This is a genomic window from Pseudomonas sp. GW821-FHT04D07, assembly GCF_059420225.1.
In genome coordinates, this window is sequence record NZ_JBWKTH010000007.1 from 1 (window position 1) to 23,536 (window position 23,536).

Annotated in this window: 15 protein-coding genes; 10 read left to right on the top strand and 5 right to left on the bottom strand. The window is 61.5% G+C overall.

Annotation, left to right across the window (positions count from 1 at the left end; genetic code table 11):
• Positions 1-143 precede the first annotated feature (143 nt).
• The 4 genes from msrA to aceE form a co-directional block, all read right to left on the bottom strand.
• Positions 144-791, bottom strand: a complete 648-nt coding sequence (gene msrA / locus AC07T0_RS11220) for a peptide-methionine (S)-S-oxide reductase MsrA (protein WP_495001245.1) — start codon at positions 789-791, stop codon at positions 144-146.
• 78 nt (positions 792-869) lie between these two features.
• The gene (locus AC07T0_RS11225; protein WP_495001246.1) at positions 870-3,563 is read right to left on the bottom strand and encodes a putative bifunctional diguanylate cyclase/phosphodiesterase; all 2,694 of its coding nucleotides are present in this window, start codon (positions 3,561-3,563) and stop codon (positions 870-872) included.
• Positions 3,564-3,892: 329 nt separating this feature from the next.
• Positions 3,893-5,851: a dihydrolipoyllysine-residue acetyltransferase gene (gene aceF / locus AC07T0_RS11230; protein ID WP_495001247.1), complete on the bottom strand. Its 1,959-nt coding sequence runs from the start codon at positions 5,849-5,851 to the stop codon at positions 3,893-3,895.
• Between the two features lie 11 nt (positions 5,852-5,862).
• On the bottom strand, positions 5,863-8,508 hold the full coding sequence (aceE, locus tag AC07T0_RS11235; protein WP_495001248.1) for a pyruvate dehydrogenase (acetyl-transferring), homodimeric type: 2,646 nt from the start codon (positions 8,506-8,508) through the stop codon (positions 5,863-5,865).
• A 382-nt stretch (positions 8,509-8,890) separates the two neighbouring features.
• On the opposite strand from aceE, the gene glnE reads away from it, so the two are divergent.
• From glnE to AC07T0_RS11285, 10 genes are all read left to right on the top strand, one after another.
• Positions 8,891-11,830, top strand: a complete 2,940-nt coding sequence (glnE, locus tag AC07T0_RS11240; RefSeq protein ID WP_495001249.1) for a bifunctional [glutamate--ammonia ligase]-adenylyl-L-tyrosine phosphorylase/[glutamate--ammonia-ligase] adenylyltransferase — start codon at positions 8,891-8,893, stop codon at positions 11,828-11,830.
• 55 nt (positions 11,831-11,885) lie between these two features.
• On the top strand, positions 11,886-12,920 hold the full coding sequence (waaF, locus tag AC07T0_RS11245) for a lipopolysaccharide heptosyltransferase II (protein WP_495001250.1): 1,035 nt from the start codon (positions 11,886-11,888) through the stop codon (positions 12,918-12,920).
• The gene (gene waaC, locus AC07T0_RS11250) at positions 12,921-13,982 is read left to right on the top strand and encodes a lipopolysaccharide heptosyltransferase I (protein ID WP_495001251.1); all 1,062 of its coding nucleotides are present in this window, start codon (positions 12,921-12,923) and stop codon (positions 13,980-13,982) included.
• Entirely contained in the window at positions 13,982-15,106 is a 1,125-nt protein-coding gene (locus AC07T0_RS11255; RefSeq protein ID WP_495001252.1) for a glycosyltransferase family 4 protein, read from the top strand. The genes waaC and AC07T0_RS11255 overlap by 1 nt, the downstream gene beginning before the upstream one ends.
• The gene (gene rfaP, locus AC07T0_RS11260) at positions 15,103-15,909 is read left to right on the top strand and encodes a lipopolysaccharide core heptose(I) kinase RfaP (RefSeq protein WP_495001253.1); all 807 of its coding nucleotides are present in this window, start codon (positions 15,103-15,105) and stop codon (positions 15,907-15,909) included. Before AC07T0_RS11255 ends, rfaP begins: the two co-directional genes overlap by 4 nt.
• A 39-nt stretch (positions 15,910-15,948) precedes the next feature.
• Positions 15,949-17,403, top strand: coding sequence for a lipopolysaccharide kinase InaA family protein (locus AC07T0_RS11265; protein ID WP_495001254.1), 1,455 nt, complete (start codon positions 15,949-15,951; stop codon positions 17,401-17,403).
• 182 nt (positions 17,404-17,585) lie between these two features.
• On the top strand, positions 17,586-19,343 hold the full coding sequence (locus tag AC07T0_RS11270) for a carbamoyltransferase family protein (protein WP_495001255.1): 1,758 nt from the start codon (positions 17,586-17,588) through the stop codon (positions 19,341-19,343).
• A gap of 146 nt (positions 19,344-19,489) precedes the next feature.
• Positions 19,490-20,638 (top strand): glycosyltransferase family 4 protein, encoded by a 1,149-nt coding sequence (locus AC07T0_RS11275; RefSeq protein WP_495001256.1) that lies wholly within the window; start codon positions 19,490-19,492, stop codon positions 20,636-20,638.
• Complete coding sequence (locus AC07T0_RS11280) at positions 20,635-21,516, top strand: glycosyltransferase (RefSeq protein ID WP_495001257.1); 882 nt, start codon at positions 20,635-20,637, stop codon at positions 21,514-21,516. Before AC07T0_RS11275 ends, AC07T0_RS11280 begins: the two co-directional genes overlap by 4 nt.
• 4 nt (positions 21,517-21,520) lie before the next feature.
• Positions 21,521-22,144, top strand: a complete 624-nt coding sequence (locus tag AC07T0_RS11285; RefSeq protein WP_495001258.1) for a CatB-related O-acetyltransferase — start codon at positions 21,521-21,523, stop codon at positions 22,142-22,144.
• Between the two features lie 112 nt (positions 22,145-22,256).
• On the opposite strand, the gene AC07T0_RS11290 is transcribed toward AC07T0_RS11285, so the two are convergent.
• Positions 22,257-23,465, bottom strand: coding sequence for an O-antigen ligase family protein (locus AC07T0_RS11290; RefSeq protein WP_495001259.1), 1,209 nt, complete (start codon positions 23,463-23,465; stop codon positions 22,257-22,259).
• Positions 23,466-23,536 lie beyond the last annotated feature (71 nt).

Genomic DNA, 23,536 nt, shown 5'->3' on the forward strand with positions numbered 1-23,536 from the left:
CCCCCCCCCCCCCCCCCCCCCCCCCCCCCCCCCCCCCCCCCCCCCCCCCCCCCCCCCCCCCCCCCCCCCCCCCCCAACCCCCCCCCCCCCCCCCCCCCCCCCCCCCCCCCCCCCCCCCCCCACAGGGGGAGGGCGGCGTTCAATCAGATCGGGCAGGTCACGCCGGTGCCACGAATCCCGCAATAGCCTTCGGGGTTCTTCGCCAGGTACTGCTGGTGATAGGCCTCGGCATAGAAGAAGGTCGGCGCTTCGTCGATTTCCGTGGTGATGGTGCCATGGCCGGCCTTGCTCAGTTCGGCCTGGAACAGCTGTTTGCTCTTCAGCGCGGCCTCCAGTTGGTCCGGTTTGGTGGCGTAGATCACCGAGCGGTACTGGCTGCCGATGTCGTTGCCCTGGCGCATGCCCTGGGTCGGATCATGCAGTTCCCAGAACAGCGCCAGCAGCTGTTCGTAGCTGACGATCTCCGGTTCATACACCACCAACACCACTTCGCTGTGGCCGGTCAGGCCCGAGCAGACTTCCTCGTAGGTCGGGTTCGGCGTGAAGCCACCGGCGTAACCTACCGAGGTGCTGTACACCCCTTCGCGTTGCCAGAAGCGCCGTTCCGCGCCCCAGAAACAGCCCAGGCCGAAGATCGCGAATTCCACGTTGCCGGGGAAGGGGCCCAGCAACGGGTTGCCATTGACGAAATGTTTTTCCGGCACGCTCATTGGAGTTTCGCGGCCAGGCAGAGCTTGTTCTTTGGTTGGGAGCACGTTTTTGTTCACCAGTATTTCCGAGCGCAAGACCATGTCGCAGTCCTCTCAGTCAGGTTGGGATAAGCGATACAGGAAGATAGACCAACAGTGTGCCCGAGTGTTACAGCGCTGTCAGGCCAAAGGGCCGCGCGGGTAACGTTTGAGCTGCTGGATCAGTTCGATGCCGGGGATCGGCCGGTCGAACAGGTAGCCCTGGCCGACGTCGCAGCGATGGCGACGCAGGAAGGTCAGCTGTTCGTAGGTCTCGATGCCTTCGGCCACCACCTTGATCTTCAGGTTGTGGGCCATGGCGATCACCGCGGAGGTGATTTCCATGTCGTCCTGGTTATCCGGGATTTCATGGATGAAGCTGCGATCGATCTTGATGATGTCGATCGGGAATTTCTTCAGGTAGCTCAGGGACGAGTAGCCGGTGCCGAAGTCGTCCATGGCCAGGGTCAGGCCGAGCTTTTTCAACTGGTCGAGTTGCTGGTGGGTGTCTTCGGTGGCTTCCAGCAGCAAGCCTTCGGTCAGTTCCAGCTCCAGTAGGCTCGGCGGTAGCTGTTCTTCCTTGAGGATGCTGGCGATGGAGGCCACCAGGTCCGGGTCGGAGAACTGCTTGGGCGACAGGTTGATTGCCACCTGCAGCTTGCCCAGGCCGGAGGCGGTCAGTTGCTTGCTCATGCGGCAGGCCTGGCGCGCGACCCATTTGCCGATCGGGATGATCAGGCCGGTTTCTTCGGCGACGCTGATGAACTGGTCCGGACGGATCATGCCGCGCTCCGGGTGGTTCCAGCGCAACAGCGCTTCCATGCCCAGCAGGCGACCGCTGCGCAGGCAGAGCTTGGGCTGGTAGAACACGTCCAGCTCGTTCTGGGTCAGGGCGCGACGCAGGTTGTTCTCGACGAACAGCTTGTAGCTGGCCTCGGCGTTCAGCGCTTCGGTGAAGACCTGGACCTGGTGCTTGCCGTTGGCCTTGGCCTTGTGCAGGGCCAGACCGGCGTTGCGCATCAGTGTCTGTGGGTCGCGGCCGTGCAACGGCGCGCAGGCCAGGCCCACGGAGCCGGTGACGCTGATCAACTGGTTGTCGACGAACATCGGTTTGTCGAGGGTGGTCAGCAACTGGCTGGCGATCTGTTGCCCGGTTTCCAGGTCGGTGTCGTCCAGCAGCACCGCGAATTCGTTACTGGCGAAGCGCGCCAGACTGCCGCTCGGACTCAGGCTGTTGCGCAGGCGTCGGGCCAGGCTGATCAGCAGCTTGTCGCCGGTCTGGTGGCCGAGGCTGTCGTTGATCCGCTTGAAGTTGTCGATGTCCACCAGCAGCAGGCTGATGGGCGAATCGCTGTCGCGGGCGAAACGCTCGTCGAGGTTGCGGATAAAGGCCGGACGGTTGCCCAGGTTGGTCAGGTTGTCGGTGTAGGCCAGGCGTTCGATGCGCTGTTGCGCGAGCTTGGTCTGGGTGATGTCTTCGTAGATGCCGATGTAGTGGGTCAGCTCTCGGTTGTCGCCATAGACCTTGGAAATCGACAGCTGGCCCCAGTAGGGTTCGAGGTTCTTGCGCCGGCTCTTGAACTCGCCTTGCCAGCTGTTGCTCTTGGCCAGGCTCGAGGGCGCGTCGAACAGCAGCTCGCTGAGGTTCTCCAGGGCCGGCAGCTCGGAGAGCTTCTGGCCGTGGACTTCCTCGGTGCTGTACTGGGTGATGGCGGTGAAGCTGGGGTTGACGTATTCCACCACGCCTTCGCTGCTGACCAGCAGGAAGGCGTTGGCGCTCTGCTCGACGGCGCGCTGGAACAGGTGCAGGGCGCTGGTGGCGGTCCGTCGGTTGTGATTATTGATGACCTGGGCGAACTGGTCCGCCAGCTCGCCGGCAAAGGCGATTTCATCGGACTGCCAGGCGCGGCTCTTGCCGGTTTGTTCCAGGCACAGCACGCCGACCACCTGGCCGTCGATACGGATGCTGGCGTCGAGCATGGCATTGGTGTCGCGCGGGCGCAGGCTTTCGGCCATTTCCCGGGTGCGCGGGTCGCGGTTGGCGTTGTGGGCGTCGATGGCGCGGCTGGTGTGCAGGGCTTCGAGATAGTCGGGGAAACCACCGACATCGATGATATCCGGCAGCACGTACTGCTGGCGATCACGGTGATAGGAGCAGATCGGCACCAGGCGATTGCCTTCGAGGTTCCAGATGCTCGCACAGTCGATTTCGTAGATATCGCAGGCGCAACGGGTGATCAGTTCGGCGGCTTCGAGCAGGGACTTGCCGGCGCTGTAGCGCTGGCGCGCCAGGCGCAGGATCAGGTCCTGCTGGGCGCGCACCCGGTCCAGGTGGAGCAATTGCTCCTGCTGGGCGCGCTGGTTCAGTTCCAGGGCAATCTGCAGGCGGTTGTTCTGGGTTTCCAGGTCGGCGGCCGGCAAGGCCGGTTCCTGGCCGAGCAGGCCCTGGACCACCAGCAGGTAGCCACGCAGCAGGTGACGGTTGTGTTGTTTGTAGGCTTCACCGACTTCCAGCAGGCTCAATGGGCCCTGGGTGGTGTGCAGGGTGTAGCGGATCAGGTAATGCGGGCTATCGACCAGTTGCTGCTGGATGGTGTCGTGCAGCCGGTAACGGGCTTCGGGCTCCATCAGGCTGGCATAGGGCGAACCGACCAGGGCACACAGTTCGATGGCCGGTTGGCCGAACTGGCGCTCGCAATTGGGATCGAGAAACAGCAGTGCCCAGCTTGCTTCATTCAGCCGTTCGAAACGCAGCATGCCGAGCCGCGAGGGCACCGGCAATTGCGTGACTACCTCGGCCGCCAATCTATTGGCGACATCCGGTTGGCTTTTCATTAAGAGCTCGCTTCAAGAGTACGGGTCACGCTGGTTCAAGAGCGTTTTTCTGGCGTGTTGGGCAAGGTTGCATTAAGCGGGTCAGGCTGACAAGCACAACAGTGGCTCCGTGCCTTCAATGTATCGGCCGAAGGGGGAAATTCTTCAGTGAACGGGCCTCGCCAGCCGTCTATTTCGCGATAGTCACGGTGTTTGCTGAATCGTTTGTGGTGTTGCCCGGAAAACGGACAAAAAAAGCCCCGCCAAGTGGCGGGGTTGAGGTACGAGCGTGGCGCTCGGAAATCGGTGCGCGGCCCCGGTCTCCTCATGGGAAGAGACCGGGTTCGCGGTTACAGCAGGATAGTGCGGATGTCCGCCAGCAGGTCGCTCAGGCGCTTGGTGAAGCGCGCGGCGGCCGCGCCGTTGATCACGCGGTGATCGTAGGACAGCGACAGCGGCAGCATCAGCTTGGGTTGGAACGCTTTGCCATCCCAGACCGGCTGGATGGTGGCCTTGGAAACACCGAGGATCGCCACTTCCGGCGCGTTGACGATCGGCGTGAAGCCGGTGCCGCCAATATGCCCGAGGCTGGAAATGGTGAAGCAGGCGCCCTGCATGTCGTCGGCGGAGAGCTTCTTGGTCCGGGCCTTTTCAGCCAGGGAAGCCGCTTCGGCGGCGAGTTGCAGCAGGTTCTTCTGGTCGACGTTCTTGATCACCGGGACCAGCAGGCCATCCGGGGTGTCGACGGCGAAGCCGATGTTGACGTACTTCTTGCGGATGATCGCCTTGCCGCTTGGGGCCAGCGAACTGTTGAAGTCCGGCAGCTCCTTGAGCAGGTGGGCGCAGGTCTTGAGCAGCAGCGGCAGAATGGTCAGCTTGACGCCAGCCTTCTCGGCCACGGCTTTCTGGGCCACGCGGAACGCTTCCAGCTCGGTGATATCCGCCGAGTCGAATTGGGTCACGTGCGGCACGTTCAGCCAGCTGCGGTGCAGGTTGGCGGCGCCAGCCTGCATCAGGCGGGTCATCGGTACTTCTTCGATTTCGCCGAAGCGGCTGAAGTCCACCACCGGAATCGGCGGGATGCCGGCTCCGCCGGTTGCGCCGGCAGCCGCGGCGGCCGGTGCTTCCTTGGCCTTCTGCATCATCGCCTTGACGTAGACCTGCACGTCTTCCTTGAGGATGCGACCGTGCGGACCGCTGGCGCTGACCGCGTTCAGTTCGACGCCGAACTCACGGGCCAGTTGGCGTACCGCTGGGCCGGCATGGACCTTGGCCCCCGAGTTGGCCGGGGCGGCTGCCGGAGCCGCTGCTGGAGCCGGTGCAGTGGCGGGTGCGGCTTCAGCCTTGGCCGGTGCGGCAGGTGCGGCCGCTGGAGCAGGAGCGGCTGCCGTGGCAACGCCCTTGACCTTCAGCTTGAGGATCAGGTCACCGGTACCGACTTCGTCGTCGAGCTTGATGGAAATGCTTTCCACCACGCCAGCGGCCGGCGATGGGATTTCCATGCTGGCTTTGTCGGATTCGAGGGTGATCAGCGATTGATCGACCTCGACGGTGTCGCCGGCCTTGACCGAGACTTCGATGATCTTGGCCTTGCCCGCCGAACCGATATCCGGGACGTGGATGTCCTGGACGCTGTCGGCAACCGGAGCGGCCGGTGCAGCCACTGGCGCCGGAGCGGCAGTCGGTGCGGCGGCGGCTTGGGCCGCTGCTGGAGCAGCAGCCGATGCAGCACCAGCGACTTTCAGAACCAGGATCAGGTCGCCGGTACCGACTTCGTCGTTGAGCTTGACGCTGATGCTTTCCACGACGCCGGCGACCGGCGATGGAATTTCCATGCTGGCCTTGTCGGATTCGAGGGTGATCAGCGATTGATCGGCTTCGATGCTGTCACCGACCTTGACCGAGATCTCGATGATCTGGGCTTTGCCCGACGAACCGATGTCCGGCACGTGCACTTGCTGGGCCGAGGTGGCGGCAGGCGCGGCGCTCGGAGCGGCAATCGGTGCCACGGCGGCAACCGGCGCAGCCGCCTGGGCGGCAGGCGCTGGTGCGGCCGCAGGCGCCGCCGCAGCGGCACCTTCGACTTCCAGTTCGAGCAGTTCGTCGCCTTCTTTCAGGCGGTCGCCCAGCTTCACTTTCAGGCTTTTGATGATGCCGGCTTTCGGCGCGGGCACTTCCATGCTCGCCTTGTCCGATTCCAGCGTCAGGATGCTCTGGTCGGCTTCGATACGGTCGCCGACCTTCACAAACAGTTCGATTACTTCACCTTCACCGCTGCCGATGTCAGGTACGCGAATGAGTTCGCTCACAGGGTGTCTCCTCAGCAGTCCAGTGGGTTGCGTTTTTCCGGGTTGATCCCGAACTTGACGATAGCGTCCGCCACCACCTTGGGTTCGATCTCACCACGGTCAGCCAAGGCTTCCAGGGCTGCCAACACCACGAAATGACGGTCGACTTCGAAGAAGTGACGCAGCTTCTTGCGGCTGTCACTACGGCCGAAACCGTCGGTACCCAAGACTTTGAACTCCTTGGATGGGACCCACTGGCGAATCTGTTCAGCAAACAACTTCATGTAGTCGGTAGAGGCGATCACCGGACCTTTGCGGCCGTTGAGGCATTCTTCGACGTAGCTCAGCTTTGGCTTCTGGCCAGGGTGCAGGCGGTTGCTGCGCTCCACGGCCAGACCGTCGCGACGCAGTTCGTTGAAGCTGGTCACGCTCCACACGTCGGCGCCGATGTTGAATTGCTCACGCAGGATCTTCGCTGCTTCACGCACTTCGCGCAGGATGGTGCCGGAGCCCATCAGTTGCACGTGGTGAGCCGCTTCCTTGGTGTCTTCCTCGAGCAGGTACATGCCCTTGATGATGCCTTCCTCGACACCGGCCGGCATGGCAGGTTGTTGGTAGGACTCGTTCATCACGGTGATGTAGTAGAAGACGTCCTGCTGCTCTTCGGTCATCTTCTTCATGCCGTCCTGGATGATCACCGCCAGCTCATAGCCGTAGGTTGGATCAAAGGTGCGGCAGTTCGGGATGGTGCCGGCCAGGATGTGGCTGTGACCGTCTTCGTGTTGCAGGCCTTCGCCGTTGAGCGTGGTCCGGCCGGCGGTGCCGCCGATCAGGAAGCCACGGGTGCGGCTGTCGCCAGCGGCCCAGGCGAGGTCGCCGATCCGCTGGAAGCCGAACATCGAGTAGAAGATGTAGAACGGCAGCATCGGCTGGTTGTGGCTGGAGTACGAAGTACCGGCAGCGATGAAGGAGCTCATGGCGCCCGCTTCGTTGATACCTTCTTCGAGAATCTGGCCCTTCTTGTCTTCCTTGTAGAACATCACCTGGTCTTTATCGACTGGCTCGTAGAGCTGGCCGACGGAGGAGTAGATGCCCAACTGACGGAACATGCCTTCCATACCGAAGGTACGGGCTTCGTCGGGGATGATCGGAACGATGCGCGAGCCGATTTCCTTGTCCTTGACCAGTTGCGCGAGGATCCGCACGAAGGCCATGGTGGTGGAGATTTCACGGTCGCCCGAGCCGTCCAGGATCGCCTTGAGGGTATCGAGTGGCGGAGTCGGGATGTTGACGCTCTTGGCGCGACGCTGTGGCACGAAACCGCCCAGTGCAGTGCGACGCTCGCTGAGGTAGCGGGCTTCGGCGCTGTTGGCTTCCGGCTTGAAGAACGGCAGGTTTTCCAGCTGGTCATCTTTGACCGGAATGTCGAAGCGATCGCGGAACAGCTTCAGGCTTTCAACATCAACCTTCTTGGTGTTGTGCGCGGTGTTCTTCGCTTCGCCGGCGCCGGTGCCATAACCTTTGATGGTCTTGGCCAGGATGACGGTCGGTTGTTCCTTGTGGTTGACCGCTTCGTGGTACGCCGCGTAGACCTTGTACGGGTCGTGGCCGCCACGGTTGAGTTTCCAGATCTCGTCGTCGGACAGATCAGCAACCATCGCCTTGAGTTCTGGCGAGTTGAAGAAGTGCTCACGGACGAACGCGCCGTCTTTGGCTTTGTAGTTCTGGTACTCGCCGTCGATGACTTCGTCCATCCGGCGTTGCAGGATGCCGTCGACGTCCTTGGCCAGCAGTGGGTCCCAGAAACGGCCCCAGATGACCTTGGTGACGTTCCACTGGGCGCCACGGAACACGCCTTCGAGTTCCTGGATGATCTTGCCATTGCCGCGAACCGGGCCGTCGAGGCGCTGCAGGTTGCAGTTGATGACGAAGATCAGGTTGTCCAGTTTCTCGCGGCCGGCCAGGGAAATCGCACCCAGGGATTCCGGCTCGTCGCACTCGCCGTCGCCGAGGAAACACCAGACTTTTTGCTTGCCTTCCGGGATGAAGCCACGGGCTTCCAGGTACTTCATGAAGCGAGCCTGGTAGATCGCCTGGATCGGACCCAGGCCCATGGAAACGGTCGGGAACTGCCAGAAGTCAGGCATCAGCCAAGGGTGTGGGTAGGACGACAGGCCCTGACCGTCGACTTCCTGGCGGAAGTTGTTCATTTGCTCTTCGCTGATGCGACCTTCCATGAACGCACGGGCGTAGACGCCTGGCGAGGTGTGGCCCTGGAAGTAGATCAGGTCGCCGCCGTGTTCGTCGGTCGGGGCCTGGAAGAAGTAGTTGAAACCGATGTCATACAGGGTGGCGCTGGAGGCGAAGCTGGAGATGTGACCGCCCAGGTCAGAATCTTTCAAGTTCGTGCGCATTACCATGGCCATGGCGTTCCAGCGCACCAGCGAGCGAATGCGGCGTTCCATGAACAGGTCGCCAGGCATGCGTGCTTCGTGGGTGACGGGAATCGTGTTGCGGTACGGCGTGGTGATGGCGTAGGGCAGTTGCGAGCCGCTGCGGGTCGCGAGTTCGCCCATACGGGTCATCAGGTAGTGAGCACGGTCTTCGCCTTCTTTGTCGAGAACCGATTCCAGGGCGTCCAGCCATTCCTGGGTTTCGACGGGATCGAGGTCTTGCATGGCTTGCTCCAGGGCGGAAAGGCTTCCAGAATCGGTTGCCTGAGTTTGCGACTGGCCTTGTGGGCAGACGACATAAATTCTTGGATGTCCGGAGGTTGTACCGGAGTCCTGTAGTTTTACTACAAATCGTCGGCCATTTCAGCCTTTCGAATGTATAGACGAGTAGTAAAACTACAGATCGACGAGTAAAAACTTCCTGCTATGTTGTGAGCGTAATCGATATTGTTGGTTGGAAATTAATCAAGGCGACCATTTTTTTGAAGCTGGCTGCCAAAAAATAACCATTATCAGCTATTTCTAACTTTTGTTCGACAGTCCTTTCCAGAGCGTGTTTCTCGCTATCACAGACTGCGGCTGATTGTTCGATCACCAAGGATAGACCATGAGCCTTCCAACGTTGGCCGACCTGCCGGCCATTCTCCTGCCTGCCGCCAGTCGTGCCGAGCAGTCGTTTCGTGCCGCCGTCGCCGTCCTGGAGGACGATCACGGGTTGGCGCAGTGGACCGCGCAGCGCTGGGCGCAGTTCGCCCGGGTCAGCGCGGCCAGCGACTTCTTTATTGAACAATCGGTGCGTGACCCTTTGATGTTGCTGGAGCTGGCGCAGTTCGGCGACCTGGATCGTGGCTTGGCACCAGGGGAGATGTGCGGGCAGATCGCCGCGGCGCTGCAGCCGGTCGAAACCGAGGATGAGCTGGGTCGCGCCCTGCGGCGTCAACGCACGCGCCAGCAGGTACGGATCATCTGGCGTGACCTGACTCGCCAGGCGGATCTGGTGCAGACCTGTCGTGATCTTTCCGATCTGGCCGACGCCTGCATCGACCAGGGTTATCGCTGGCTGTACCCGCGGCATTGCCAGCAGTTCGGCACGCCCACCGGGCGGCGCAGCGGCGAGGCGCAGCAGATGGTCATCCTCGGCATGGGCAAGCTCGGTGCGATGGAGTTGAACCTGTCCTCCGACATCGACCTGATCTTTGCCTATCCGGAAGGCGGCGAGACGGTCGGGGTCAAGCGCCCGTTGGACAACCAGGAGTTTTTCATCCGCCTGGGCCAGCGCTTGATCAAGGCCCTGGACCCGATCACCGTCGACGGTTTCGTGTTCCGCGTCGACATGCGCTTGCGGCCCTATGGCTCGGCCGGTGCGTTGGTGCTGAGCTTCAACGCTCTGGAGCAGTACTACCAGGATCAGGGTCGCGACTGGGAACGCTACGCGATGATCAAGGCGCGGGTGGTGGCCGGTGACCAGGTGGCCGGCGCGCAATTGCTGGAGATGCTGCGGCCCTTCGTCTATCGGCGTTACCTGGATTTCTCGGCCATCGAAGCGCTACGCACCATGAAGCAGCTGATTCAGCAGGAGGTCCGGCGCAAGGGCATGGCCGAGAATATCAAGCTGGGTTCCGGTGGTATTCGCGAGGTCGAGTTCATTGCCCAGGCCTTCCAGCTGATTCACGGCGGGCGTGACCTGAGCCTGCAGCAACGGCCGCTGTTGAAGGTGCTGAGCACCTTGGAAGGCCAGGGTTACCTGCCGCCGGCGGTGATCGGCGAATTGCGCAATGGCTATGAATTCCTGCGCTACACCGAGCATGCGATCCAGGCGATTGCCGACCGCCAGACCCAGATGTTGCCCGACGGTGAAAAGGACCGCGCGCGGATTGCCTTCATGATGGGCTTCGACAGTTGGGCGGCGTTTCATGGGCAACTGATGCACTGGCGCGGGCGGGTCGACTGGCATTTCCGCCAGGTGATCGCCGACCCGGACGAAGAGGACGGTGCCGCGAGCGAAGTGATGGTCGGCGGCGAATGGCTGCCACTGTGGGAAGAGTCCCAGGACGAGGAGGCGGCCTGCCGGCAGTTGCAGGAAGGCGGTTTCAAAGAGGCCGCCAAGGCCCTGAAACAGCTGGCGGCGCTGCGTACCAGTCCGCAGTTGCGCGCCATGCAGCGTCTCGGCCGGGAGCGGCTCGATGCCTTTATTCCGCGGCTGCTGGCCCAGGCGGTGGAGCATGCCGATCCGGACCTGGTGCTGGAGCGCGTGCTGCCCTTGGTGGAAGCCGTGGCCCGGCGGTCGGCCTACCTGGTGCTGCTTACGGAAAACCCCGGGGCCTTGCGCCGCTTGCTGACCTTGTGTGCCGCCAGCCCATGGATTGCCGAACAGATCACCCGCTTCCCCATGCTGCTCGACGAGTTGCTCAACGAAGGCCGGCTGTTCAAGCCGCCGCTGGCGCCGGAGTTGGCGGCGGAGCTGCGTGAGCGCCTGACGCGGATTCCGGAAGACGACCTCGAGCAGCAGATGGAAGCCTTGCGCCACTTCAAGTTGGCGCATCGCCTGCGGGTCGCGGCCTCGGAGATTTCCGGCAGCCTGCCGTTGATGAAGGTCAGCGACTACCTCACCTGGCTCGCCGAAGCGATCCTCGAACAGGTGCTGGCCCTGGCCTGGCGCCAGACCGTCGCCCGGCATGGTTCACCGCGCCGCGTCGACGGCAGCTTGTGCGACCCTGGCTTTATTATTGTCGGCTACGGCAAGGTCGGCGGCATCGAGCTGGGCCATGGCTCGGACCTGGACCTGGTGTTTATCCATGATGGCGACCCGAATGCCGAGACCGATGGCGCCAAGCCCATCGATACCGCGCAGTTCTTCACCCGCCTGGGCCAGCGGATCATTCACCTGCTGACCACCCAGACCAACTCCGGCCAGCTCTATGAAGTGGATATGCGCTTGCGCCCGTCCGGGGCTTCGGGCCTGCTGGTCAGTTCCCTGGGCGCCTTCGAGCGTTACCAGCAGAATGAAGCCTGGACCTGGGAACATCAGGCGCTGATCCGCGCCCGGGTGCTGGTGGGCTGCCAGGCGCTGGGTACGGCGTTCGAGAAGGTGCGGGCGGCGGTGCTGGGGCGTGAGCGGGATTTGCCGACCTTGCGTCAGGAAGTCAGCGAGATGCGCGCCAAGATGCGTGACAACCTGGGGAGCAAGGCCACTGCGGCGGGCACCGCGGCCAATGCCTTCGAGACCACGGCACCCTTCGATATCAAGCAGGATGCCGGTGGTATCGTCGATATTGAATTTATGGTGCAATACGCGACATTGGCCTGGTCGAAAGCGCACCCGGCGTTACTCCGCTATACCGACAATATCCGCATTCTCGAAGGGCTGGAGCAGGCTGAGCTGATTCCCGCCACGGATGCCAACCTGCTGCGCGAGGTCTACAAGGCCTATCGCTCCGCCGCCCACCGCCAGGCGCTGCAGAATGAGGCGGGGGTGATCGCTGGCGATCAGTTCGCGGTCGAACGCCGCGATGTCATGCGGATATGGACCGAGCTGGGGCTAAGCTGATTGATATTTTAGAGGCGGGGAGGCTTAAGCCTCCCCGCATCGTTTGTGGAAGCCTATGAATATTCTGATCGTTGGGCCCAGCTGGGTCGGTGACATGGTGATGGCTCAGACACTGTTCCAGTGCCTGAAGCAGCGTCATCCGCAGTGTGAGATCGATGTACTGGCCCCGGAGTGGAGCCGCCCGATCCTCGAGCGCATGCCCGAGGTGCGGGCCGCCTTGAGCTTTCCGCTCGGCCACGGAGCCCTGGAACTGGCCACGCGGCGGCGCATCGGCAAGTCCCTGGCCGGTCAATACGACCAGGCGATCCTGCTGCCCAACTCGCTGAAGTCGGCGCTGGTGCCGTTTTTCGCCGGCGTGCCAAAGCGCACCGGTTGGCGCGGTGAGTTCCGCTACGGCCTGCTCAACGATGTACGCAAGCTGGATAAAGAACGTTATCCGCTGATGATCGAGCGTTTCATGGCCCTGGCCTATGAGCCGGGTGAAAGCCTGCCGACGCCATATCCGCGGCCGAGTTTGCAGATCGACCCGACCAGCCGCGAGGCCGCGTTGGCCAAGTTCGGACTGAGCCTGGATCGCCCGGTGCTGGCGTTGTGCCCGGGTGCCGAGTTCGGCGAATCCAAGCGCTGGCCGTCGGAGCATTACGCGAAAGTCGCCGAGACGTGGATTCGTGAGGGTTGGCAGGTCTGGGTGTTCGGCTCGAAGAACGATCACGGGGTCGGCGAAGACATTCGTCAGCGCTTGATCCCGGGGTTGCGGGAAGAGGCGGTGAACCTCTGTGGCGACACGTCCCTGGCCGAGGCCATCGACCTGATGTCCTGTGCCGATGCGGTGGTCTCCAACGACTCGGGGCTGATGCATGTCGCCGCCGCGTTGAACCGGCCGCTGGTGGCGGTCTACGGCTCGACTTCGCCGGTTTTCACTCCGCCGTTGGCGGACCAGGTGGAAATCGTCCGCCTGGGCCTGGAGTGCAGTCCCTGTTTTGACCGGACCTGCCGCTTCGGCCATTACAACTGCCTGCGTCAGCTTGAGCCGACCCCGGTGAACGAAGCCTTGCAGCGGTTGCACGGCACTGCGGTCGAGGTCCACTAATTGCGCGTATTGCTGGTCAAGACCTCCTCCCTGGGCGATGTGATCCATGCCTTGCCGGCGCTCACCGATGCCGCGCGAGCGATTCCCGGCATCCGTTTCGACTGGGTGGTCGAGGAAGGGTTCGCCGAAATCCCGAGCTGGCACCCGGCGGTGGACAAGGTAATTCCAGTGGCGATCCGCCGCTGGCGCAAGAATATCTGGCAGACGATCAAGAGTGGCGAGTGGCGGCGTTTCAAGCAGAGCTTGCGCGCCACCCCCTACGATCTGGTAATCGATGCCCAGGGCCTGGTGAAAAGCGCTTTGCTGACCCGTTATGCCAAGGCCCCGGTGGCCGGTCCGGACACGAACTCAGCCCGCGAACCCCTGGCCAGCCGCTTTTATTCGCGGCGCCTGGCAGTGGCGCGAAATCAGCATGCGGTCGAGCGCATGCGCCAGTTGTTTGCCTTGGCGCTGGGCTATGACTTGCCCAGGGGCATGGGCGACTACGGCCTGGATGTCGACAAGCTGGTCGAGTTGCCGCGCAAGGCGCCTTTCGTGCTGTTTCTGCACGGCACCACCTGGGACACCAAGCACTGGCCGGAAGCCTACTGGCGCGAGTTGGCCGTGCGTCTGGGTCAGTTGGGTGTGCCGGTGAAACTACCCTGGGGCAATGCCGAGGAAAAGGCCCGGGCCGAGCGGATTGCGCGCAACCTGAAGCATGTCGTGGTCCTGCCCAAGCTGAACCTGGCTGGGGTCGCGAAGGTACTGGCCGGCGCCACTGCCTGCGTCGCGGTGGATACTGGCCTCGGTCACTTGGCCGCGGCGCTGGATGTACCGACGCTGTCGCTGTTCGGTCCGACCAGCTCGAGCCTGACCGGTGCCTACGGCCGGTCGCAGATCCATCTGGCGAGCAATTTTCCCTGCGCGCCTTGTCTTCAAAAGAAATGCACCTACGTTCCGACAGCGGAGGACCAGCAGCGCTTCGATCTGAAACGCGAGTTGCCTCTGTGCTTCACACGCTTGAATCCCGAGCGTGTGGCGAGCCGATTGAGCGCGCTGTTAATGGCTGAGGAGCGGCACTGATGCAACTGGCTTTTGTTCTGTACAAGTACTTTCCGTTTGGCGGATTACAGCGTGACTTCATGCGCATTGCCCTGGAGTGCCAGCAGCGCGGGCACCAGATCCGCGTCTACAGCCTGTTCTGGGAGGGGGATATCCCGCCCGGCTTCGAGGTGGTGATGGTGCCGGTCAAGGCGTTGTTCAATCATCGGCGTTACGCCAGGTTCAGTGCCTGGGTCAAGGCCGACCTGGCCAAGCGCCCGGTGGCGCGGCTGATCGGTTTCAACAAGATGCCCGATCTGGACGTTTACTATGCCGCCGACGGTTGCTTCGAAGACAAGGCGCAGAATCAGCGTCATTCGCTCTATCGCCTCTGGGGCCGCTATCAGCATTTCGCCGAGTATGAGCGGGCAGTGTTCGCCAGGGAGGCAAAGACGGAAATCCTGATGATCTCGGAAGTTCAGCAGCCGCTTTTCGTCAAGTATTACGACACCCCGACGGAGCGCTTCCACGTGCTGCCGCCGGGGATTTCCCTGGATCGTCGGGCACCGGCGAATGCCGCCGAGATCCGCGCCGAGTTTCGCCGCGAGTTCAACCTGGCGGACGATGAGCTGCTGCTGGTGCAGATCGGTTCCGGGTTCAAGACCAAGGGGCTCGATCGCAGCCTCAAGGCCCTGGCCGCGTTACCGTCGGCCTTGAAAGAGCGCACCCGGCTGTTTGTCATCGGCCAGGACGATCCCAAGGCCTTCCAGGCGCAGAGTGCCTCGTTGGGTTTGGGCGAGCGAGTGCAGTTCCTTATGGGGCGCAGTGATGTCCCGCGTTTCCTGCTGGGTGCCGATCTGCTGATCCATCCGGCCTACAACGAAAATACCGGCACGGTACTGCTTGAGGCCCTGGTGGCCGGCCTGCCAGTGCTGGTGAGCGCGGTCTGCGGTTATGCCCGCTACATCGCCGATGCCGATTGCGGCCTGGTGCTGGACGAGCCGTTCGAGCAATCCCAGCTCAATCAATACCTGGAGCGGATGCTGTCCGATCAGGCCGCGCGCCTGGCGTGGAGCCAATATGGCCTGACCTATGCCGAGACGGCCGACCTCTACAGCATGCCGCAGCGCGCGGCGGACGTGATCCTGGGGGAACTAGCGCAATGAAGTTGATCCTGGCCGAGCCGTTCAAGCACCTGTGGGCCGGACGCGATGCGTTCGCCGAGGTCGAGCGCCTGGAGGGTGTGGTTTACCGTGAGCTGGAAGCGCGGCGTACCTTGCGTACGGAAGTCGCCGGCCGTGGTTATTTCGTCAAGATCCACCGTGGCATCGGCTGGCGGGAGATCTTCAAGAACCTGGTGACCGCCAAGCTGCCGGTTCTCGGTGCCGGTCAGGAGTGGCGGGCGATCCAGCGTCTGCAGGAGGTCGCGGTGCCGACCATGACCGCCGTGGCCTATGGCGAACGTGGTAGCAACCCGGCGGACCAGCATTCGTTTATCGTCACCGAAGAGCTGGCGCCGACCATCAGTCTCGAAGACTTCAGCATGGACTGGCCCAAGCAGCCGCCGGAGCCGCGGCTCAAGCGCGCGCTGATTGCCGAAGTGGCGCGGATGACCGGCATGATGCACCGCGCCGGGGTCAATCATCGTGACTGCTATATCTGCCACTTCCTGCTACACACCGACAAGCCGGTGACGGCCGAGGATCTCAAGCTCTCGGTCATCGACCTGCACCGTGCCCAGACCCGCGCGGCGATCCCCGCGCGCTGGCGCAACAAGGATCTGGCGGCGCTGTATTTCTCGGTGCTGGATATTGGCCTGACCCGACGCGACCTGTTGCGCTTCCTGAAAGGCTATTTTCTCAAGCCGCTGCGCCAGATCCTGCGGGATGAAGCGGCGCTGCTGACCTTGCTGGAGCGCAAGGCAGAGAAACTTTACCAGCGCAAACTGCGTTACGGCGGCGCGCTCTGATGTTGCCGCGCTTGCGTCGTTTGGCGAAGGAAGTGGTTGATGCGTTTATCTGAGTTGAAAACGGCCGGACGGGCTCCGGCAATACCCCTGGGCCTGGAGTTGGCGGACCCTGCCGGCAGCGCACAGCTGCAGTTGCTGAGCCTGTTGCGCGTGCTGCCGGGGCAGCGGTATGTCGGTGCCGGGGTCTGGCGTGGGCGGACGGTGCTGGCCAAATTACTGGTGGGCAGCAAGGCGGCACGGCACTTCCAGCGTGAACTGCAGGGCGTTCGGCTGTTGGCCGAGCAGGGCCTGAGCACGCCGCGGTTGCTGGTCGATGGCCTGAAAGAAGGCGAGGGCGGCTGGTTGCTGTTCGAGTTTCTCGAAGGCGCCGAGAGCCTGGGCGAGGCCTGGAGCAAGGTCGAGTCGTTGCCGCTGCTGGCCGACGAGCAGCAACAGGTGCTGGCCGAGGCGCTGGGCGTCATTGCGCAGATGCACGGCAAGGGCCTGTGGCAGGAAGACCTGCACCTGGACAATCTGCTGCGCCATGACGGCAAGCTGTATTTGATCGATGGCGCCGGGATCCGCGTCGAACAGGCGGGCCAGCCGCTGTCACGGCAGAAAGTGCTGGAAAACCTCGGGATGTTTTTTGCCCAGTTGCCCAAGGCATTCGAACCTTTTATCGAAGAGCTGCTGGTGCATTACCTGCTGAGCAATGGCGAGCATGCGTTGCCGCTGGAAGCGCTGCTCAAGCAGGTGGACAAGGTCCGTGGCTGGCGCTTGAAGGATTTTCTGCGCAAGGTCGCTCGCGAGTGTTCGCTGTTCAGTGTTCGCAGTGGGGCGTTCGGCCTGCGGGCGATTCGTCGCGAAGAAGAAGCGGCGCTGGGGCCGGTGCTGGAGCAAGCCGATGCGCTGCTCGCCCAGGGGCCCTTGTACAAGAATGGCGGTACGGCCACGGTGGGACGGGTCGATGTCGGCGATCGTCCACTGGTGCTCAAGCGCTACAACATCAAGGGCTTCAGCCATTGGCTCAAGCGTTTCTGGCGACCGAGCCGGGCCTGGCATTCCTGGCGTGAGGGCAATCGCCTGGCGTTCCTCGGGATCGCCACGCCCAAGCCGCTCGCCGTGCTGGAACGGCGGTTTTTCTGGCTGCGCAGCCGTGCCTACCTGCTCACCGAGCACCTGGACGGGCCGGATGTGATCGAGCGCTTTGCACCGTACGTGGAATCGGGCGCAGTACCGCCGACCGAGCTCAAGGCGCTGGAGCAACTGTTTGTCGAGTTGATCCGCGAACGTATCAGCCACGGTGATTTCAAGGGGCATAACCTGTTCTGGCAGGATGGCCGTTGGGCCTTGATCGACCTGGACTCGATGCGCCAGCATAGGTCGGCGCACAGCTTCGCCAAGGCCTATGCTCGTGATCGGGCGCGCTTCATGCGCAACTGGCCGGCGAGCAGCGCCTTGTATCAGCTGATCGACCAGCGTTTGCCCCAATCGACGACAGCCCTCCAGGGCTGATATGCCTGCGGTCGGATACAGCGGGCAGATGAAACCAGAGTGATCGTCTGCCCGGTGTCAGCTCCCGCATTGATAATCCTTGCTATAATCCTGCCCTTTAGTTGTTTGCCACCCCCTTGGTGGGAACACATTTTTTCAGGCGCCTTGTCGCCTGCATATGGACTTTGAGAGGCTAGACCCCTGTGGCATTGACGATTCTCGGCCTGTCCGGCGCCCTTAGTCATGATCCCTCCGCAGCGCTGTACATCGACGGCAAGCTGATTGCGGCGGCCGAAGAGGAACGCTTCGTACGCGACAAGCATGCAAAGAACCGCATGCCTTACGAGTCGGCGAAGTTCTGCCTGGAGCAGGCGGGTATCAAACCGTCCGACGTTGATGTGGTGGCGATTCCGTTCGCCCCCATCAGCCTGTTCGGCAAGGCTCGCTGGCACTATGCCAAACGTTACTGGTACGCCCCGGATCGCGCCCTTGACGCGCTCCTGATGGGCAACCGCCGCTACAAGCGCTATCGCAACAAGATCGTCTGGTGCCTGGAGCAACTGGGCTTCGATCCGAAGAAAGTCAAGATCGAGCCGGTCGAGCATCACCTGGCCCACGCTTCCAGTGCCTACCACTGTTCCGGTTTTAAAGAGAAAACCGCGATCCTCGGTATCGACGGCAAGGGCGAGTACGCCACGACTTTCTTCGGCTACGGCGAAAACGGCAAGATCCACAAGATCAAGGAGTTCTTCGACCCGGACTCCCTGGGTGGCCTGTACGGTGCGATCACCGAGTTCCTCGGCTTCGAAATGCTCGACGGCGAATTCAAGGTGATGGGCATGGCCCCTTACGGCGATGCCAGCCAGTACGACTTCTCGCGCCTGGCCTCGTTCGAAAACGGCGAGCTGGTGATCAACACCGACTACGCCAACGTCGTCGGCCTGCGTCGCTACAAGGAAAAGGGCAAGGGCTTCTACTTCTCGCCGAAGCTGATCGAATGGCTGGGCCCCAAGCGCGAAGGCGATATTGCCGACGAGCCCTACATTCACTACGCGGCCAGCATGCAAGCGCTGTTCGAGAAGATCTCGCTGCAGATGATCGATTACTACCTGGGCGATATTCTCAAGGACACCGGCAAGCTGGCCTTTGCCGGTGGTTGCGCGCTGAACGTCAAGTTGAACCAGAAGATCATTGCCCGCAACGACGTCAAGGAACTGTTCGTGCAACCGGCTTCCGGTGATGCCGGTACGGCGGTGGGCGCGGCGGCCTATGTGTCCCATGCCCGTGGTGTACCGGTGGAGAAGATGGAACATGTCTATCTCGGCCCGTCCTACAGCAACGAAGACGTGATCGCCGCCTGCGCGCGTCACGAGAACGCGCCGAAGTGGCGCAAGCTCGACAACATGCCGGAGCAGATCGCCAGGATCATGGTCGACGGCAACCCGGTGGCCTGGTTCCAGGGTCGCATGGAGTTCGGTCCGCGGGCCCTGGGCGGGCGTTCGATCATCGGTTGCCCGAGCATCGCTGGCGTGGCGGATCGGATCAACCACCAGATCAAGTTCCGCGAGCGCTGGAGGCCGTTCTGCCCATCGATGCTCGACACCGTGGCGCCGCAGATGATCAAGATCGATCACCCGGCGCCGTTCATGACCTTCACCTTCGAAGTGTCCGAAGAGTGGAAGACCCGTGTGCCGGAAGTCGTGCATGAGGACGGCACTTCGCGAGCCCAGGTGCTCAAGCGCGAATACAACCCGCGCTACTACGACATGATGAAGGCGCTGGAGGTATTGACCGGCAACGGCGTATCCCTGAACACCTCGTTGAACCGTCGCGGCGAACCGATGATCTGCTCGCCGACCGATGCCCTGAACATGTTCTTTGGCTCGGACCTGCAGTACCTGATCATGGAAGACATCCTGGTGGTCAAGGATGGCGCCAATGGGTATGACCCCCTGGGTTGATATCGCCTGCTTTGGGTGGCTGCCGGGTGTTCAGCCGCTTGCACAGTAAGCTCGAGCAGGACTGCCAGCCCCGTGAGGCTGGCAGGTTGCAGTTGTTGATCCACTTCCCGGGCCGCTGAGCCACTACCATCGCAGCATGGAGAATTATGAAGCCTCGTTTCAAGGTTTTGCAGCTACAGCCGGATTACAACGTAAAGGAAAATGACTTCGCCGATCTGGCGGAGCAGATTATCAAATCGCTTCCGGCAGAGCGCTTCGAGGTGACTTCGGCGTTTCTGCGGGGGCATCCGGCTCCCGGGCAACCCTTGAGCGTGGCGGATCACTCCAAGTACTTCGAGTTTCCCTATAAGGCCGTCAAAGGGCTGCGCCTGGGGGCCATGTGGCAGATCTACAAGTACTGCCGTGAGCAACAATTCGATGTGGTGATTTGCAACCGATTCAAGTCATTGAACATGATGCTGGTGCTCAACCGCTGGCTGAAAATCCCATTGTGCATCGGGATTGCCCACGGTTTTGAAGAGTACGACCGCCTCTATCGTCGTCTTCATCATCAGCGTTGGGTCAGTCCGAACTGGCGATTTGTCGGGGTTTCGGCGGCGGTCAGAGACTATTTGGTGGAACTGAACTGTGGTTTTACACGGCAGAACACCACGTTTGTCACCAATGCCATCGATATCGAGCAGTCCGAGCGGTTGCAACTGCCTCGCGATCAGGCCCGCGAGGCGCTGGGCCTTGCGCTCGAGCCGCGGATCATCGGCGCGTTGGGTCGCCTGGTGCCGATCAAGGGGCACGACCATTTGCTACAGGCTTTTGCCTTGCTCAAGGACAAGTACCCGAACGCGCAGGTGGCGATTATTGGCTCCGGGCGTGCCGAAGCGGACTTGCGGGCCGAGATTGAACGTCTGGGGCTGACGGGCCGCGCGCATTTGACCGGTTTTCGTGAGGACGCCATGAAGTATGTGCGGGCGTTTGATATTTGGACCATGCCTTCGCTGACCGAGGGGTTGGGGTTGGCGTTGCTGGAAGGCATGAGTGGGCACTTGCCTGTCATTGCTTCCAACGTTCCGGCGATGTTGCCGCTGGTGCAGGGCGCCGGTGGCCTGTCCCACGATCCGGGCAATGTGGAGCAACTGGCCGCAGCGCTGGACACCTATCTGGCGATGAGTGATGAACAGCTGCGCGCCAAGGGTGAGCAGGTCTTTTGTTACCTGGAAGAGCATCACACCCTGACGGAGTTCCGGCAAAAGTACCAAGACTTGATTGAAACCAGTCTGCGCGAGGTGGGACGGGCATGAGTCAGCAGCCGCTGGTTTCGGTTGTCATCGCTTCCTATAACCATGGACCCTACATCGAGCAGAGCATTCTGAGCGTGCTGGGCCAGACATACCCGAATATTGAGCTGTTGGTGGTCGACGATGGTTCGACAGACGATAGCGTCGAGCGCATTACGCGGCTGCAGGCCGAGCATGGATTTGATTTCCGGACCCAGCAGAACCAGGGGCTGACGCGCACCCTCAATGGGGCCATTGCTCGAACCAAAGGTAGCCTGATTGTGTCCTTCGGTTCGGACGACATCATGTTTCCCGAGCGGATCGCCACGCAGGTTGCTTATATGGCCGATAAGCCTGAAGTGGGTATTTGCGCCGGTAATATGGAAATCATCGACAGTAATGGCGAACTGATGCCGGAAAAGCGCCAGCACCGTGACCTGCCGTTCCGGCGCCTGAACTTCGATGAAATGTTCATGGGGCTCAAACCGTTTCCGCCAGCACCGACGCTGATGCTGCGTCGTGAGGCCCTGGACAAGGTCGGCGGCTTCGATCCGGAGATCCCCCTGGAGGACCTGTACATCGAACTCAAGATCACCCATGCCGGTTATTACATCGATGTGCTGAATGTGGTCATGGCCCAATACCGCCAGCATGCGACCAACTCATACAAGAACCACCGGTTCATGATCAACAACATCCTCAAGACCTATGGGCTGTTCAGCGATCATCCCGGTTACGATATCGCCCGTTATAAATTCCTGAATTCGATGTTTGTCAAAACCGCCAATCGAGATAGGGCGTTGGCTCGCGAGTTGCTCAAGCAGCTTCCGTTCAAATACTTTGATCGCAAGACCTGGCGTGGTTTGGGTCGCTTGTTTTTCTCGCGACAACACAGGGGATAACGGCGTGGGCTGGCTTGAACGCTATCGGGAAAAACGCGCCAAGCGTGCGATTCGCAAACTGCCGAAAATCGAGCAGGGAGGCGCACGTTTTCGCCTTCAGTACCCTGACTATGATTATGGCTATGGCAGCTATGGCGTGCCGCTGGTCCATGATTGGTATGAAGGTACGACGTTGCGTATCGGGGCCTATTGTTCGGTCGCCGGTGGTGTACAGATTTTTCTCGGCGGCCATCATCGTGCTGATTGGGTGACTACTTTCCCGTTTCCCGCCATGTTGCCGCAGGTGTCGCAGATTGCCAACTATGGCGGTTCTCGCGGTGATGTCAGGGTCGGCAACGATGTGTGGCTTTGTTCCAATTGCACGCTGCTTTCCGGCGTCACCATCGGTGATGGCGCGATTGTCGCCGCCGGTGCGGTGGTGACTCGGGATGTTGAGCCTTATGCCGTGGTAGGCGGGAATCCAGCGCGCTTTCTGAAGTGGCGTTTTCCAGAGGACCAGCGCCTTGCATTATTGCAAAGTGCCTGGTGGAGTTGGCCTAAGGACGAAGTGCGGGGTTTGGCCGACAAGCTTTGCAGCGACGATATTACCGGGTTTCTCGCCTACGCCAGGCAGCGCACAGCCTCTTGAGTCGTGAGGAGGGTACGCAACCTGATGTCTTGTGCTCGTCCGTCGATCCAGCTCGCCTTCGGAGCGGATGGTAACGACGGCGTGGAGTGCAAGTGAGCAGGCCAACCATGACTCAAGGTTGAGCTGGGTTCGCCTTTGCCAGTTGTTGATTGCGGCGGTTGGCGATGCTGAGTGCCGCGATCAGCGCCAAGGGGATCCACAGCAGGAACCAGTGTTCGCGCGGTCGTGTGATGATCGCGCCACCTTCGGTCAGGCCTGCACCAATGCCATAGACCAGCAAAGTGGAGGCGAGGACGAACATTGGCTGGAGTCGCTGTCGGTAGCTGCTGAGCAGGCCCCACACCAATACGAAGACCCAGGGGATCAGGCCTATGATCCCGACGTAGTAGAGAACCCCTAGAGCAAAATTGTGCGGCTCCTCCAGCAGAAAACCTATGCCAACATCGATGCGCAGTTCGGAGTCGTATCCATGACCGATCCAGGGATGTTCGGCGATTCGCTGCAAGGCAATTTGCCAGATCTGCAGGCGATAGGAGCTGCCACGGTCGCCCAATATCTCCGGGAACAACAGCAGAATGGCGGCTGAACCCAGCAGCATGCCCGCGATCATTAGCAGGGCCCTGCGATTGCGGCTGACAATACTCAGCCACAGGATGGACAGGGTAAGGGCGACCAGAGGGGTTCGCGAACCCGTTGCCATGACCGCGACCAGCATGACGGCCATCGCCGGTACGCTGAGCCAAAGGGCCGACAGGCGCTGGCTGGTAATGCTGATGTACAACCAGTAAATGCAGAAAAAACCGAACAGGTGAGAGCTCAGCAGCGGGTTGGTGAAGGCTCCTGCGCCAACCATGCGATGGCCTGGCGCATAGTCTTTTATAAACGATGCAAGGTCGCTGATGGTCGCGACCAGGGCGATGATTGCCGCGCAGAACAGCAGGGGTTTCAGGGCCTCGCCACGGTACTGGAGCAGCATGGCGCAACCGGCGAAGAGCATGAGGGGTTGCAGGGTGATTTTCATCATCCCGAAATCCGGGTTCTGCGGAGGGCTCCACAGCAGGGTCAGGCACAGCCAGATACAGAGCGCGAGGAATCCGGCAATAATCGGCTCACCCAGCAGGGTCTTGATTTCCCTCGGGCGCAGACAGAGCATCAGCAGCGAGGGGATACCGAACAGCCCGAGGTAAAATGTAGCCAGCGAGCTACGACTCTTGAGATAGAACATCCCTGAAAGCAAGATCAGCAATCCCAGCGGCAGGATCCATTGACACAGGAAGTCGAAAATACGGTTTGAGGCAGAGGTAAGGCGATTGGATTGCATGCAGGCAAGTCATTCCACAAGAGTGATCACCGCCCATCATAAGTGGGTGGCATTTCAATGTCATTGGTCGA

Coding starts and splice junctions, on each gene's coding strand:
- AC07T0_RS11280 (WP_495001257.1), top strand. CDS start 20,635: ATGAGTCAGCAGCCGCTGGTTTCGGTTGTCATCGCTTCCTATAACCAT.
- aceE (WP_495001248.1), bottom strand. CDS start 8,508: ATGCAAGACCTCGATCCCGTCGAAACCCAGGAATGGCTGGACGCCCTG.
- AC07T0_RS11275 (WP_495001256.1), top strand. CDS start 19,490: ATGAAGCCTCGTTTCAAGGTTTTGCAGCTACAGCCGGATTACAACGTA.
- AC07T0_RS11290 (WP_495001259.1), bottom strand. CDS start 23,465: ATGCAATCCAATCGCCTTACCTCTGCCTCAAACCGTATTTTCGACTTC.
- msrA (WP_495001245.1), bottom strand. CDS start 791: ATGGTCTTGCGCTCGGAAATACTGGTGAACAAAAACGTGCTCCCAACC.
- AC07T0_RS11255 (WP_495001252.1), top strand. CDS start 13,982: ATGCAACTGGCTTTTGTTCTGTACAAGTACTTTCCGTTTGGCGGATTA.
- AC07T0_RS11265 (WP_495001254.1), top strand. CDS start 15,949: ATGCGTTTATCTGAGTTGAAAACGGCCGGACGGGCTCCGGCAATACCC.
- waaF (WP_495001250.1), top strand. CDS start 11,886: ATGAATATTCTGATCGTTGGGCCCAGCTGGGTCGGTGACATGGTGATG.
- rfaP (WP_495001253.1), top strand. CDS start 15,103: ATGAAGTTGATCCTGGCCGAGCCGTTCAAGCACCTGTGGGCCGGACGC.
- glnE (WP_495001249.1), top strand. CDS start 8,891: ATGAGCCTTCCAACGTTGGCCGACCTGCCGGCCATTCTCCTGCCTGCC.
- AC07T0_RS11225 (WP_495001246.1), bottom strand. CDS start 3,563: ATGAAAAGCCAACCGGATGTCGCCAATAGATTGGCGGCCGAGGTAGTC.